The 12334-nt window shown below is 71.3% G+C and carries 13 protein-coding genes; 8 read left to right on the top strand and 5 right to left on the bottom strand.

Annotation, left to right across the window (positions count from 1 at the left end; translation table 11 throughout):
• Positions 1–26 precede the first annotated feature (26 nt).
• Together FHX80_RS31965 and FHX80_RS34955 are read left to right on the top strand one after the other, a co-directional pair.
• Entirely contained in the window at positions 27–1208 is a 1182-nt protein-coding gene (locus FHX80_RS31965) for a glycosyltransferase (protein WP_145767970.1), read from the top strand.
• A gap of 90 nt (positions 1209–1298) precedes the next feature.
• On the top strand, positions 1299–1490 hold the full coding sequence (locus FHX80_RS34955) for a hypothetical protein (protein ID WP_167523770.1): 192 nt from the start codon (positions 1299–1301) through the stop codon (positions 1488–1490).
• Between the two features lie 204 nt (positions 1491–1694).
• Here the strand turns inward: FHX80_RS34955 and FHX80_RS31960 are convergent, their stop codons facing one another.
• Positions 1695–2771 carry a nucleotide disphospho-sugar-binding domain-containing protein gene (locus tag FHX80_RS31960; RefSeq protein WP_145767969.1) on the bottom strand — a complete coding sequence of 359 codons (1077 nt, stop codon included), beginning with the start codon at positions 2769–2771 and terminating at the stop codon, positions 1695–1697.
• Between the two features lie 69 nt (positions 2772–2840).
• On the bottom strand, positions 2841–3710 hold the full coding sequence (gene rfbA / locus FHX80_RS31955; protein ID WP_145767968.1) for a glucose-1-phosphate thymidylyltransferase RfbA: 870 nt from the start codon (positions 3708–3710) through the stop codon (positions 2841–2843).
• A gap of 200 nt (positions 3711–3910) precedes the next feature.
• Here rfbA and FHX80_RS31950 point away from each other — a divergent pair, with 200 nt between their 5' ends.
• Positions 3911–4909, top strand: a complete 999-nt coding sequence (locus FHX80_RS31950) for a Gfo/Idh/MocA family protein (RefSeq protein ID WP_145767967.1) — start codon at positions 3911–3913, stop codon at positions 4907–4909.
• Between the two features lie 86 nt (positions 4910–4995).
• On the opposite strand, the gene FHX80_RS31945 is transcribed toward FHX80_RS31950, so the two are convergent.
• Genes FHX80_RS31945 through FHX80_RS31935 form a run of 3 tightly spaced genes read right to left on the bottom strand, consistent with a single transcriptional unit; the run spans position 4996 to position 6756 of the window.
• The gene (locus FHX80_RS31945) at positions 4996–5601 is read right to left on the bottom strand and encodes a dTDP-4-dehydrorhamnose 3,5-epimerase family protein (RefSeq protein ID WP_145767966.1); all 606 of its coding nucleotides are present in this window, start codon (positions 5599–5601) and stop codon (positions 4996–4998) included.
• Between the two features lie 20 nt (positions 5602–5621).
• Entirely contained in the window at positions 5622–6290 is a 669-nt protein-coding gene (locus tag FHX80_RS31940) for a sulfotransferase family protein (protein WP_145767965.1), read from the bottom strand.
• A 19-nt stretch (positions 6291–6309) separates the two neighbouring features.
• Positions 6310–6756 (bottom strand): carboxymuconolactone decarboxylase family protein, encoded by a 447-nt coding sequence (locus FHX80_RS31935; protein ID WP_145767964.1) that lies wholly within the window; start codon positions 6754–6756, stop codon positions 6310–6312.
• 172 nt (positions 6757–6928) lie between these two features.
• Between FHX80_RS31935 and FHX80_RS31930 the strand changes: the two genes are divergently transcribed.
• Genes FHX80_RS31930 through FHX80_RS31915 form a run of 5 tightly spaced genes read left to right on the top strand, consistent with a single transcriptional unit; the run spans position 6929 to position 12301 of the window.
• Entirely contained in the window at positions 6929–8344 is a 1416-nt protein-coding gene (locus FHX80_RS31930) for an amidase (RefSeq protein WP_244318715.1), read from the top strand.
• Between the two features lie 2 nt (positions 8345–8346).
• Positions 8347–8523, top strand: coding sequence for a hypothetical protein (locus tag FHX80_RS34950; RefSeq protein ID WP_167523784.1), 177 nt, complete (start codon positions 8347–8349; stop codon positions 8521–8523).
• A 2-nt stretch (positions 8524–8525) separates the two neighbouring features.
• On the top strand, positions 8526–10031 hold the full coding sequence (locus FHX80_RS31925; RefSeq protein ID WP_145767963.1) for a type I glutamate--ammonia ligase: 1506 nt from the start codon (positions 8526–8528) through the stop codon (positions 10029–10031).
• A gap of 60 nt (positions 10032–10091) precedes the next feature.
• Positions 10092–10418, top strand: a complete 327-nt coding sequence (locus FHX80_RS31920) for a 4Fe-4S dicluster-binding protein (protein WP_145767962.1) — start codon at positions 10092–10094, stop codon at positions 10416–10418.
• A complete protein-coding gene (locus tag FHX80_RS31915) occupies positions 10415–12301 on the top strand; it encodes a hypothetical protein (protein WP_145767961.1) in 1887 nt (628 codons plus the stop codon). The genes FHX80_RS31920 and FHX80_RS31915 overlap by 4 nt, the downstream gene beginning before the upstream one ends.
• Positions 12302–12334: the final 33 nt, after the last annotated feature.

The raw sequence follows: 12334 nt of genomic DNA, 5'->3' as shown, positions 1-12334 counted from the left end.
GACTCACGAAAAGCATCCGGAGTGCCATGAAAATCCTGTTCGTCACCACAGGCAGCCAGGCCACCTACTATGCCGCCGCGCCGCTGGCGACGGCCGCGCGGAACGCGGGGCACCAGGTCATGCTGGCCGCCCACGAGCCGTGGGTGGAAACGGCTGAAGCCATCGGAATCCCTACGTTCTGCTTCACGGCCGACCCGATCCGCCATTTCATGCGGGTGACGAACCCGGGCCGCGGCCTGCGGTTCCCCCGTGAGCTCGGGGACGAGGAGATGTTCGGCCAGGGCCGCGGCTTCGCCCAGATGGGCCTCGCCGGCGTCAAGTCCCTGCTCGAGCTCGCCAAGGACTGGACGCCCGACGTGGTCGTGGGCAGCTCACAGAGCTACGCGGCGATGCTGCTCGCCGCCCACCTCAAGGTCCCGTACGTCCGTCATGTCGAGTACCTGGGCATCCCGCTCACGGGCATCGACCCGGGCGCCGAGGCCGAGCTGCGCCCCGAGCTGGAGCGTCTGGGCGTGGACGGGCTGCTCAAGCCCGACCTGCTTCTCGACTCCACCCCGCCGTCGCTGCGCCCGGCGCACGACCCGGACGCGCAGTCGCTGCGCTGGATCCCCAGCAACCCGCAGCGTCGCCTGGAGCGGTGGATGTACACCCGCCCCGAGGGCCGTCGCCGTGTCCTGATCACCTCGGGCTTCCGCAGCCTGATGTTCCGCGATCCGGGCTGGTCCATGCCGTTGCTGGTCAGCGAGCTGAACAAGCAGAACGCCGAGGTCCTGATCGCCGCTTCCCCGGGTGCGGCCGAGCGCTTCGGCGCGGATCTGGGCGATGCCCGCGTCGGCTGGATCCCGATGGACGTGGCCGCGGCCACCTGTGACCTGGCCGTCCACCACGGTGGTGCGACCACGGCCACGACGCTGATGACGAACGGCGTGCCGCAGCTGATCATCCCGGAGAACCCGCCGGAGTTCCCGCCGAACTACCACCGCGAGGCCATCGCCAAGGCCATCAGTGACTTCGGCGCCGGCAAGACCCTGTGGCCGGTGGCCCAGGCACCGGACAAGGCGCCCGGCGAGACCATCGCAGCCGCCTGCCGTGAGCTCCTGGAGGAGCCGAGCTACACCGAGCGGACGCGGTTCCTGGCCAAGGAGATCTCCACGCTCCCGACGCCGCAGGACATCGTCCCCCGGCTGGAGGCCCTGCTCCACAGCTAGGTGCCGGATCGGGCAACGTCTGCCCTGCTTGTGATGTGACACGCCGTCCGGGTGCTGTGCCGGGCGGCGTGTGCCGGTTTCCCTGTCCGGGTGGCGGCAGGAGTGCGGGTCCGCGGGGACGGCGAGCCCGAAGTCGTCTTCCGCACGGACGGGTTCGGGCCCCTCGATCTGATGGCCTGCGCCCCGGCCGGCAGCTCCTGGCCCAACCGCATCGAGGCCCAGTTCAGCGCCCTGCGCCACTTCGCCCCCGACGGCACCGACCACGCCACCCACGCAGCATGATTCGCCGCTGCATCATCCGGCGAAACCGCCCTGCCGGACCACGCGCATCGCCCCGAGACCGCCGGTCTCGGGGCGATGCGCGTGGTCGTGTGCCGCGTGTCGTACGGGGGTCGGGGGCCGGGGGTCGGGGGCGCGGGTCACGGGCCGCGTGGGGAACGCCGGAGGCCGGCCGGTGGGGAACCGGCCGGCCTCGGGGGGCGGGGGTCAGGAGGCGACGAGGGCTTCCAGCTCGCGCAGGACCTCGCCGGGCGTCGGCAGCGTGGCGGCCTCGGCGGCCAGCGCCCGGGTCCGCGCCGCGTACGCGGGGTCGGCGAGGATCTCCCGGCAGCCGGCGGCGATGACCTCGTCGGGGTCGCGGCCCTCCTGCGGGCGGTTCCTGTCGACCACGATGGCCGCCCCGGCGGAGGCGACGGCCTCGGCGACGGCCTTGCCGTAACCGTTGTCGGGGATGATCAGCTGCGGCACACCCGAGTTCACCAGTGTCATCGCGGTGGTGGCGCCGCCGTGGTGGACGGCCAGGTCGCAGGTGGGGGCGACCACGTCGAGCGGGATCCAGCCGATGCGTACGTCGCCGAGCTCCGCGCCGTACTTCTCGGCGGCCTCGGGGAGCGCGGCGATGAGCACCTCGGCGCCCGTCGCGGTCAGTTCGTCGACCAGCTTCCGCAGCGAGCTGCCAGGGGTGTCGAGCATGAGGTTGCGGGTGCCGGCGGTGATGAGGACGCGGGGGCGGCCCTCGGGGCGGGTGTACATCCAGGGCTCGACACGCTGCTGGCTGACCCGCGGGACCCAGCGCATCGCGCGGGCGGCGGGGGCGCCCTCGGGGCGTATCGGCGGCGGGCACAGGTCGATGAAGAGGTCGGGCTCGGGAAGCTCGTCCAGGCCCAGGCGCTCCAGCTCGGGACGGAGTTCGGCGACGGCGGCGCGGTCGCGGCGGGCCATCGGCGCGATGTGCCAGATGTGCCGGACGTACGGGATCCCAAGGTGGGCCGCGAGGACGCGCGGCACGTGGGAGAGGCCGCCGACGACGACGTCGGGGGTCCAGTTCGCGGTGAGCCCCAGGAGGGCGTCCAGGCGGGCGGTGGCGGTCATCGACTCCTGGCCGTAGCGCATGCGTTCGGAGGTGATGCAGACCGCGGGGAGTCCGACGGAGGCCGCGGCGGCCATGAGCGGCTCGTCGGCGGCGAGCATGATCTGGTGCCCGGCACTCCGGGCGGCGGCGGCGAGCGGGGCGACGCCGAAGACGGCCGCCTGGCTCCCGCCGACGGTGAACAGGATCTTCATGACGAGGGGCTTCTTCCGGTGAGTGGGGTGTCTTCCTGGGTTCCGCGCCGTGCGGCGCGGTGTGCGGATTCAGCCGGCCAGGGCCATCTCCATGATGTATTTGCCGTAGGCCGATTTGGCGAGGCGGCTGCCGAGGCGGTAGCAGGCGTCGCGGTCGATGAAGCCCATGCGCCAGGCGATCTCCTCCAGACAGGCGATGCGCACGCCCTGGCGGTGTTCCAGGACCTGGACGTAGTCGCCGGCCTCCATGAGGGCGTCGTGGGTACCGGTGTCGAGCCAGACGAAACCGCGGCCGAGGGGGATGAGCTGGGCCTCGCCGCGCTCCAGGTAGACCCGGTTGAGGTCGGTGATCTCCAGCTCGCCGCGCTCGGAGGGCTTCAGCTCGCGGGCGTAGTCGACGACCTTGTTGTCGTAGAGGTAGAGCCCGGTGACGGCCATGTTCGTCTGCGGCTTGGCGGGCTTCTCCTCCAGGGCGATCAGTCGGCCCCGGGCGTCGAGTGTTCCGACGCCGTAGCGCTCGGGGTCGCGGACCGGGTAGCCGAACAGGACGCAGCCCTCGATGTCCTGGCCGACGCGCTGGAGCATGGGGCCGAACTCGTAGCCGTGGAAGATGTTGTCGCCGAGGACGAGGGCGACGGAGTCGTCGCCGATGTGGTCGGCGGAGACCAGGAAGGCGTCGGCGAGACCGCGGGGCTTGTCCTGCTCCGCGTAGGTCAGGTTGATGCCGAGCCAGGAGCCGTCGCCCAGGAGGCGGCGGAACATCTCCTGGTCCTCGGGGGTGGTGATGATCTCGATGTCGCGGATACCTGCCAGCATCAGCGCCGACAACGGGTAATAAATCATCGGCTTGTCGTAAACCGGGAGCATTTGCTTCGAGACACCCAGCGTGATCGGATAGAGCCTCGTACCATTGCCGCCGGCCAGGATGATGCCCTTCACCGTCGCGCCTCCTCCGTGTATTTCATGTCGATGCGAGCGAATGTCCGCACTTTATAGCGGGAGAACGAGCGGCCGAAAGTCGTGTTCGAGGGCGTACCGGCCATGATGTCGGCAGGTGTTGACAAACAAAGTGCCGCTTATCCACTCTGACCTCATCCCGATTCAGGCATGCGAATTCCTCTTGCCCTTTAGGTGGACCTGTGAACATCGAAGATCTGACACCCGGCCAAGAATCCGAGCGGAGGGCCGGTATCGGCATCATCGGGTGCGCCGACATCGCCGTGCGCCGGGCGATCCCCGCGATTCGGAAGTCTCCGTTCGATCTCGTGGCGGTCGCGAGCCGTTCTCTGGCGAAGGCCGAGTCCGTCGCCGCCGGCACGGGCTGCGCGGCCGTCGAGGGGTACGAGGCCCTTCTGCGGATGCCGGGCGTCGACGCCGTGTACGTGCCGCTGCCGAACAGCGAGCACGCCGAGTGGGCGCGCCGGGCGCTGGAGGCGGGCAAGCACGTCCTCATCGAGAAGCCGGCGGTGCAGAGCGCCGGGACCGCCCGGGGGCTCGTCGAACTCGCCGAGGAGCGCGGGCTGCTCGTCATGGAGAACTTCGCGTTCCTCCGGCACCCGCAGCACGACCGGGCACAGGATCTGCTCGCCGAGGGCGCGATCGGTGAACTCCGCTCTTTCAACGGCGTGTTCGGTATCCCGCCGACCGACCCGAACGGCATCAAGTACCAGGCGGAGCTCGGCGGAGGCGCCCTGTGGGAGGTCGGCTGCTATCCCGTGCGGGCGGCCCAGGAGTACCTGGGCGAGGCGACCGAAGTCCTGGGCGCGGCACTGGAGTTCGACGCGAAGCAGGGCGTGGACGTGTCCGGGGTGGCGCTGCTGCGCGACGGTGCCGGGGTGACCGCGAACTGTTCCTTCGGCCTCTCGCACAGCTACCGCTCGACGTACGACCTCTGGGGCAGCGAGGGGCGGCTGACCCTCGAGTGGGCCTTCACACCCTCGCGCGATGCCCGTCCCGTGCTGCGTCTTGAGCAGCGGGACCGGGAGACGCGGATCATCGCGCCGGCCTCGGACCAGTTCCTCGGTGTCTTCGGCGCCTTCCACGCGGCGATCCGGGACGCGTCGGCACGTCCGGCACATCACCGGGAACTGGTGCGGCAGGCCGGTCTGATGGCCCGGATCCGCACCCACGCCGGGTGAGGCCGGCCTCGTGCCGGGACGCGAGGAACGGCAGCCGGTGTCCGAGGACACCGGCTGCCGTTCCCGTGTGGGCGCACCCGCGGAGGTCAGCCGTTGCGCAGGACTCCGAAGGGACGCGGCAGGCACTGCTCGTACGTGGGCAGGAGGCCCATCGCGGCCGCCTGGGCGAGGGTGGGCGCCACGGCGTCCTTGTCCGAGCGGACCGGCGGTTCCTCCAGGCCCCACGGCAGGCCGATCTCCGGGTCGAGCGCGTCGACGTCGATCATCGTGCCGGGCACGTACTCCTGCGAGCAGAGGTAGCTCATGCAGGTGTCGTCGGTCAGGGCCAGGAAGGCGTGGCCGATGCCGTCGGGCAGGTACACGGCCGTGCCCGTCTCCGGGCTCTGGTAGGTGACGTCGTACTGCCCGAAGGTCGGGGAACCGACCCGGAGGTCGACCGCGATATCGAGCGCACTGCCCCGTACACAGCTCACGAATTTCGCCTGGCCGGGCGGGACCTTGGTGCCGTGAATTCCCCGCAGGGTGTTCTTCTTGGACACCGAGTAATTGACCTGGCGGACCGAGAAGTCCCAGCCGCTCTCGGCCTGGATCGCGCTGGCGCGTACCGATTCGAAGAAATGTCCCCGCCGGTCGCTCAGCGGTTCCGGCTCGACGCGGTAGGCGCCCGGGACCGTCATTTCCGTGATCAACACAGAATTAGCTCCTCGCTGACTCAGCCGGTCGCGACCGGGGTGGTCTCCGGGGCGCCGGCCGCCTGAGCGATCCGCTGCCGCATGGCGGCGGAGTCGTTGGCGTGCGGGAACTCCTCGTCGGGGACGTCGGCCCCGAGGAAGGCGCACAGCGGCTCCCAGCCCTGCCGCACGTCGTAGACGAGGACGTTGTCGGCGCCGAGGGCGCGCACGACGTCCTCGTTGTGCCGGTGGTACGCCGCGACGGCGTGGTCCTTGTCCTCGAAGCGGCCCTCGAAGATGCCGTCCCAGACCATGGTGCTGACGACGCGGAGCAGCCGCTCCTGGCGGGAGCCGGGCTCCGGCGGGTGTTCCTTGCTGCGCAGGACGAACTGGTAGAGCGTGTCGTAGGTGCTCCGGTACCAGCCCTCGGCGTCCCGGACGGTGACGATGACCTTGGCCTCGGGGAAGGCCTCGGCGAGCTGCCGGTAATAGACGGTGCAGGGGCCGTCGACCGCGGAGGAGTATCCGGCGAACAGTGCCCGCCAGTCGGGTTCCTCACCGTCGCAGACGATCCTTGCCCAGTGCTCCAGGCGCTCTTCGTCGCCCACGATGTCGAACATGTGGAAGGAGGGCCCCAGGCCCAGCCGGTCCAGGGCCACCTTCAGCGAGGTCGTGCCGGTCCTGCCCAGGCCGGCGTTGATGAGCTTCACGGGTACGCATCCCCTTTCGTCAGCGCCAGGCCGCGGGGGCCTGGTTGGAGGCGACGTTGACCCGGTTCCACATGTTGACCAGGCCGACGTGCATGAGGAGGGCGCCGAGCTGCTTGTCGTCGAAGTACTTGGCGCACTCCTCCCACACCTCGTCAGAGGCCATGTCCTGCGGGTCCGTCATGAGGGTGACGGCCTCGGCCATGGCGAGGGCGGAGCGCTCGGCGTGCGAGAAGACGGTCTCGGTGCGCCAGGTGGCGACGAGCGGAAGGCGGTCGTCGGCGCCGTTCACCACGCCGGCCCGGTCCACGAGGGTCCAGTCGCGGCCGTTGATCTCGCTGACGCGCAGGCGGATCAGGTCGAGGGTCGCCTGCGGGATGCCGACCTTGCCGATGACCTCGGACAGGTCGAGCAGGGGCTGCAGGGCACCGGGAACGACCAGGGAGGGGTTGTCCATCCGTGGAGTCATCGGGTTTCTTCTCCTGTGCGATATGTATGTGGGAATTACCTGGGAAACATGCTGCTCCGGCCGCTGTCACATTCGCAAGGAATCCCGTTCAACTGCGGAGGGGAAGCAGCTGTAACGCTCGCTCGCGATCCGTAAGTTGCATGTAATTCGGACGATGACTTGTAGTGGTCTCGTGTCAGATTCCACAACGACGAAGAGTAGGCAGCCGGTCTGCCGCAGCATTCACGAAACACGGGAATTTCTTCTCGGCGGTCATTCCACGGTCACCGGTCACGTCCTCGACGTGCTCGGTGCGATCCGTGCGGCGGACCCGGAGTTCGGCGCGTACGTCGAGGTCTGTGGGGACCGTGCGCTGCGCGAGGCCGGGGCGGCCGACCGGCTGCTCGCCGCCCTCGGCCCGGCCGTCTTCCGCAGCCGGCCGCTGCTCGGTGTCACCGTGTCGGTGAAGGACCTCATCCAGACCGAGTCCCTCACGACCCGGCGCGGCTCGCTGCTGCCGAACCGCCGTGAGCCGGCCGACGCGCCGTCGGTGGCGCGGCTGCGCGCGGCGGGCGCGATCGTCGTGGGCAAGACGACCACGTCCGAGTACGGCTGGAGCGCGAGCACGGTCGGCCGGGTCTCCTCCCCCACCCGCAATCCCTGGGCGCTGGACCGGACCGTCGGCGGGTCCAGCGGCGGGTCGGCGGCGGCCGTGGCGGCGGGTCTGTGCACCGCCTCGCTCGGCACCGACGGCGCCGGCTCGGTCCGTATCCCCGCCGCCTTCTGCGGTGTGGTCGGTTTCAAGCCCTCGTACGGGCACGTGCCGTACGTCCCGCCGTGCCCGGAGCGGCTGTCCCATGTGGGGCCGCTGGCGCGGAGCGTGGCGGACGTCGCCGCGCTGATGGAGGTCCTCGCGGGTCCCGATGTCCGCGACCCGGACTCGGCCGGGGTGCCCCCGGTGTCCGGGCGGGCGGCGGGGCCGCTGCGGATCGGCTGGATCGAGTTCCCCGGTACGTCGGCTCCGGTGCGTGATGTCACCGAGGGCGTGATGCCGGTTCTCACCGCGCTGGGCCACCGGGTCGAGCGGGTCGAGGTGCCCTTCCCCGATCCGTACGACGCGCTCGTGGACATCCTGGCCGCCGCCGACGCGCACGGCACCGCTCCCGGGGACGATGCCTGGTGCGACCAGGGGCGGCTCGCGGTCGTGCGGTACGGGCGCTCGCTCGGCGCTGCCGCGGTGGCGCGCGCCGAGAGCACCCGGCTCGCGCTGCGGGCCCGGCTCGCCGCGGTGATGGACTCCTACGACCTCCTGGTGATGGCGACCGTGCCGATCGAGCCGTTCGCGGCCGAGGCGATCGCCCCGCCGTGGGCAGCGGACCCGGCCGAACTGCGCTGGCTGTCGTGGTCGCCCGCCACGTATCCCTTCAACCTCACCGGTCAGCCCGCTCTGTCGCTGCCCGTCGGCCTGACGCCGGCCGGGCTGCCGGTCGGGCTCCAACTCGTGGGCCGCGTCGGTGACGACGGTCTCGTGCTCCAGGCCGCCGAGCTCGTCGAGTCGGCTCTCGGCCTCTCTCTGGCTCCCCCCGGCCTCCCGACGGAAGGAAAATGATCATGGTCTTCGTGTCGTGGTTCCCGAACCGCGAAGAAGGCGGCACGGGAGGTCCCCCGTACGCCGCCGGGCACATGGGCGGGACCGGCGGCGGCTTCGCGCTCCCGGCCGGCGGACTCCGCGCGGGGGTCCCCGGCCGCACCCCGGCGCGCCCCCACCTCTTCACGGAAGGAAAGTGAACATGGTTTCCAGGTCGTGGGCCACGCTCGGTGAGGACAGCGGTGTCGGACGCCCCTGCTTCATCGCCGAGTTCGGGCTCTGGGACGAACGCCAGATCGCGGCGGCCGAGCAGGTCGAGCTCCAGCTGGAGGAGGTCGACCTCGTGCGGGTCGTGTTCTGCGACCCGCACGGGCTCGCCCGCTCCAAGACGGTCCCGGCCGGCGTGTTCCGCTCGGTGCTCCGCAACGGCATGGACTTCAGCGCCGGGCCGTTCCTCTTCGACACCGGTCACGCCGTCGCCGTCGACTTCCTCGCGGACGCCGGCGTCGGTGTCGGCGAACTCCTGGGCGCGGGCGACTTCGTGCTCGTGCCCGACCCCCGTACGTTCCAGGTGCTGCCCCGGGCCAACGGCGCGCGCACCGCCTGGGTGCTCGGCGACGAGTACCTCCGCGACGGCACCCCGCACCCCCTCTCCTCGCGCGGCGTGCTGCGCCGGGTCCTCGCCGAGTACGCCCTCCACGACCTGTCGCCGGTCATCGGCCTGGAGGTCGAGTGGTACCTGACCCGGCTGACCGGCGGCCCCGTCGGCAACGAGGGCAACGGCTTCGGCGTCCAGGGACCGGCTCCCGAGGTGGTGGCCGTCGACCCCGGCTACCAGTTCAACCTCGACAGCGCCTACGACTGCGTCGCCGACATCGCCGACCCGCTCGCCGCGATGCTGATGCGCCTCGGCCTGCCGCTGCGCTCCTTCGAGCACGAGTCGGGCCCCGGCCAGCTGGAGACCACCTTCAACCCGATGCGGGCGGCCGACGCCGCCGACGCGATGCTGCTGCTGCGCACCCAGCTCAAGCAGGAGTGCCGGCGTGTCGGCCACCACGCGTCGTTCATGACGCTGCCGCGCCTGGAGAGCTTCGACGCCAGCGGCTGGCACCTCCACCAGTCCGTCAGCAGCACCAAGACGCAGCGGAACCTCTTCGCCGAGGGCGACGGCCTCCAGGACGCGGTCTCCCCCGAGGGCCAGGCGTACATCGAGGGACTGCTCACCCGCGCCCGGGAGTTCTGCCTGCTCTCCGTGCCGACCGTCAACGGATACCGTCGGCTCGCCCCCGAGTTCACGCTCGCGCCCACCACCGTCGACTGGCAGTTCGAGAACCGCAGCGCCATGGTCCGGGTGCTCAGCGGCGGCAGCGCCACCCATGTCGAGAACCGCATCGGGGAGCCCTGCGCCAACCCGTACCTCCTCATCGCCTCCCAGCTGCACGCGGGCCTCGAAGGGCTGCTCGCCGGACTTCCGGCCGCCCTCGCCCCCCGCCCTCTGCTGCCCCGGTCGCTACGCGAGGCGCTCGACGCCTTTCGCGCGAGCGAGAGCGCCGAGCGGCTGCTCGGCGCCCCCCTCAAGGCCTGCCTGACCAGGCTGAAGGAGTGCGAGGCCGACCGGTTCGACGCCTGGTCCGCCACCGCCCCGCCCGAGGCCCTCGCCGGCGTCGTCACCGAATGGGAGCACCGCGAGTACTTCGGTGCCTTCTGAACCGCCGTTCCCCCACCCGCACCCGGGTGCCCCGCCAGAGAGAAGGAAGGTGAGCACACCATGCCGGAAGAGACTCCGTCCAAAGCCGCCGCTCGCGCCTTGCGGATCGCCGAGCGCTCCCGCGACGAGAACTGGAAGAAGCCCCCACGTCGCATCGAGACGTCGGAGTGCATCACGTGCGACACATGCCTGCGCGGCTGCCCGCCCGAGTTCGGGGCGATCTTCGACAACGGGCTCAACGTCGTGATCGTGCCCGAGCTCTGCTCCGGCTGTCCGAAGTGCGTGATGGTCTGCCCCGTCGACTGCATCTACGTCGACGAGGACTGGACCGCCACCGAGGCCCGCATGTGGGACCACATCGAACTGACCACGGGAGGAAGCGCATGACCATCCCCACCGAGCCGGACCGGACGCTCGACCGGCGGGCCGCGATGGCCAAGGCCCGGCAGAGCCGCCGCCCGAGCAGGCTCGGCAGGGCCGCCGGGGCCGCCGGGGAACCCGACTACCTGACCGGGAAGGACGCCGGGTTCCCGGCGCTGCTCCGGCAGACCTGGCAGCGGGCGGCCGACGCCCCCGACCTCGGCACGGCCGTCGACACGCTCCTCACGCTCGCCGGGCACGTTCCGGCCGACATCCAGCTGCGGGCACTGTCCGTGGAGGCGGAGAGCGCGCTCAAGGTGCTGGTCGGCCGTAGCTGGTGGGAGGACGGCCGGGCCACCGACCGGTCCGAGGACGCGGGCACCGCGTTCCTCGGCGAGATCGGCCTCGACCGTAGCGGCCGCGTCCTCGTCCGGGTCCCGTCCAAAGGCTCGCTGAGCCGCGAGGCCGACCTGGTCGACGGTGTCCTGAGGGTGCCGTGGTCCGCCGAGGACCTCGCCGACTACCAGGTCGAGCTGGCCCTCGCCGCCGGCCGCTGGCACGCCGGTGTGCGCGACTGCCGCAACTGGCTGCTCGCGGCCGAGGACGAGGGCCGGCGCGAGATCCTGGAGCAGCTGACGGAGGCGGCTCTGCGGACGGCGCCGTTCGTCCTGTACGCCGGTGAGCGGCAGTACACGAACTTCCGCGACCAGAACAACCTCACCGGCAAGACGCTGCGCCCGGGGCACCCCGACTGTGTGCTGAGCAGCCTGCGCACGACCCCGCTGGAGCTGTGGGCGGACAGCGACGTCCTGTTCGTCACCTGTCTGACGCTGCTGGTGCGTTCGGCCGGGTACGCCCGCATCGAGGAGGCCAACGGGACGCAGCTGACGCTCGATCACGTGGCGCTGCTCCTGGAGCGCACGCGCGCCGCGTACAACGCCGCGGCGCCCGGGCTGCCCGCGGTGCCGGCCCCGGCCGCGTACGGCGTCCTCGCCCTGGGGGGGCTGGCCGACGCGCTGGCCGCCCGGCGCCGTGAGCTGACGGGTTCCTCGGTGCGGCTCTACCGGGAGATACACGGACCGCTGATGCACAAGGTCGAGCGGGTCGCGGGTCCCGTGAAGGACGACGCGGCGCGCCTGGAGGCCGCGCTGTGCGCCCGGCTGAGCGAGCGGCTGCCGGTCCGCGGCGCCACGTTCGCGGAGCTGTCCGCCGCTCTGGAGGGCTCCCCCGGCTGGCTGGCGGAGCCGCACGGCGGCTTCGGCTCCGGTCTGGAGTCGCTGGTGTACGAGGCGGTGGCGGCCGCCACGGCCGTCTTCGACGCGGACTTCGCGATGAGCCGCGGCATGCGGTCGCTGCCGGCGCTGATCGAGGCGCTGCGCGCGGAGGCGTACCCGAGGATCGCCGGGTGGGAGATCCCGCACTTCTTCTGCTGTGTGGTGCCTTCGAAGGAGTCGAAGCGGATCTTCGGCGGCTCGGCGTCCCGGCTGGCGGACACCACGTGGGCGATCTCCTCGCGGATGCAGTACAACTCCTGGCACTTCCTGGTCGGCAACCTGCCGAAGGTGCCCGAGATCGCGGCGCGCGACCATTTCGTGCCGCCGGCGATCCCGGACATCGCGTACTACTCCGACCAGCACCACAACGGGCATGTCGCGGCCCGGGTGCGGTTCACCGTCCGCAGCCCGCAGGCGGTGGAGGTCCTGGGCCGGCGCTTCAACGGCTTCATGGACCTGCGGCTGCTGCGCTGCGAGGGGCTTCCCTTCGACGAGCAGGATCTGCTGGCCGCCGACCGTGCGTCCGCCTTCATCGCGGGGGCCACGAGTCTGGCGGCGGCGCTGGTCGCCGGGGGCAGGGACATCGAGGTCACCGCCTTCGACTCGCGGTGGCACTGGGCCACGATCGCCGAGTGACGCGGGGTGAACACCGCGCAGGGCCCCTGGCTT

Source organism: Streptomyces brevispora, from assembly GCF_007829885.1.
Classification (GTDB): domain Bacteria; phylum Actinomycetota; class Actinomycetes; order Streptomycetales; family Streptomycetaceae; genus Streptomyces; species Streptomyces brevispora.
Note: the sequence above shows the minus strand (reverse complement) of the source record. Positions and strands in the feature narration are given on the sequence as shown.

What these genes read in the sequence shown, in the direction of transcription:
- FHX80_RS31965 (WP_145767970.1), top strand. Translation starts at nt 27, where the DNA reads ATGAAAATCCTGTTCGTCACCACAGGCAGCCAGGCCACCTACTATGCC.
- FHX80_RS31960 (WP_145767969.1), bottom strand. Translation starts at nt 2,771, where the DNA reads ATGAAGATCCTGTTCACCGTCGGCGGGAGCCAGGCGGCCGTCTTCGGC.
- FHX80_RS31935 (WP_145767964.1), bottom strand. Translation starts at nt 6,756, where the DNA reads ATGACTCCACGGATGGACAACCCCTCCCTGGTCGTTCCCGGTGCCCTG.
- FHX80_RS34950 (WP_167523784.1), top strand. Translation starts at nt 8,347, where the DNA reads ATGGTCTTCGTGTCGTGGTTCCCGAACCGCGAAGAAGGCGGCACGGGA.
- FHX80_RS31925 (WP_145767963.1), top strand. Translation starts at nt 8,526, where the DNA reads ATGGTTTCCAGGTCGTGGGCCACGCTCGGTGAGGACAGCGGTGTCGGA.
- FHX80_RS31920 (WP_145767962.1), top strand. Translation starts at nt 10,092, where the DNA reads ATGCCGGAAGAGACTCCGTCCAAAGCCGCCGCTCGCGCCTTGCGGATC.
- FHX80_RS31915 (WP_145767961.1), top strand. Translation starts at nt 10,415, where the DNA reads ATGACCATCCCCACCGAGCCGGACCGGACGCTCGACCGGCGGGCCGCG.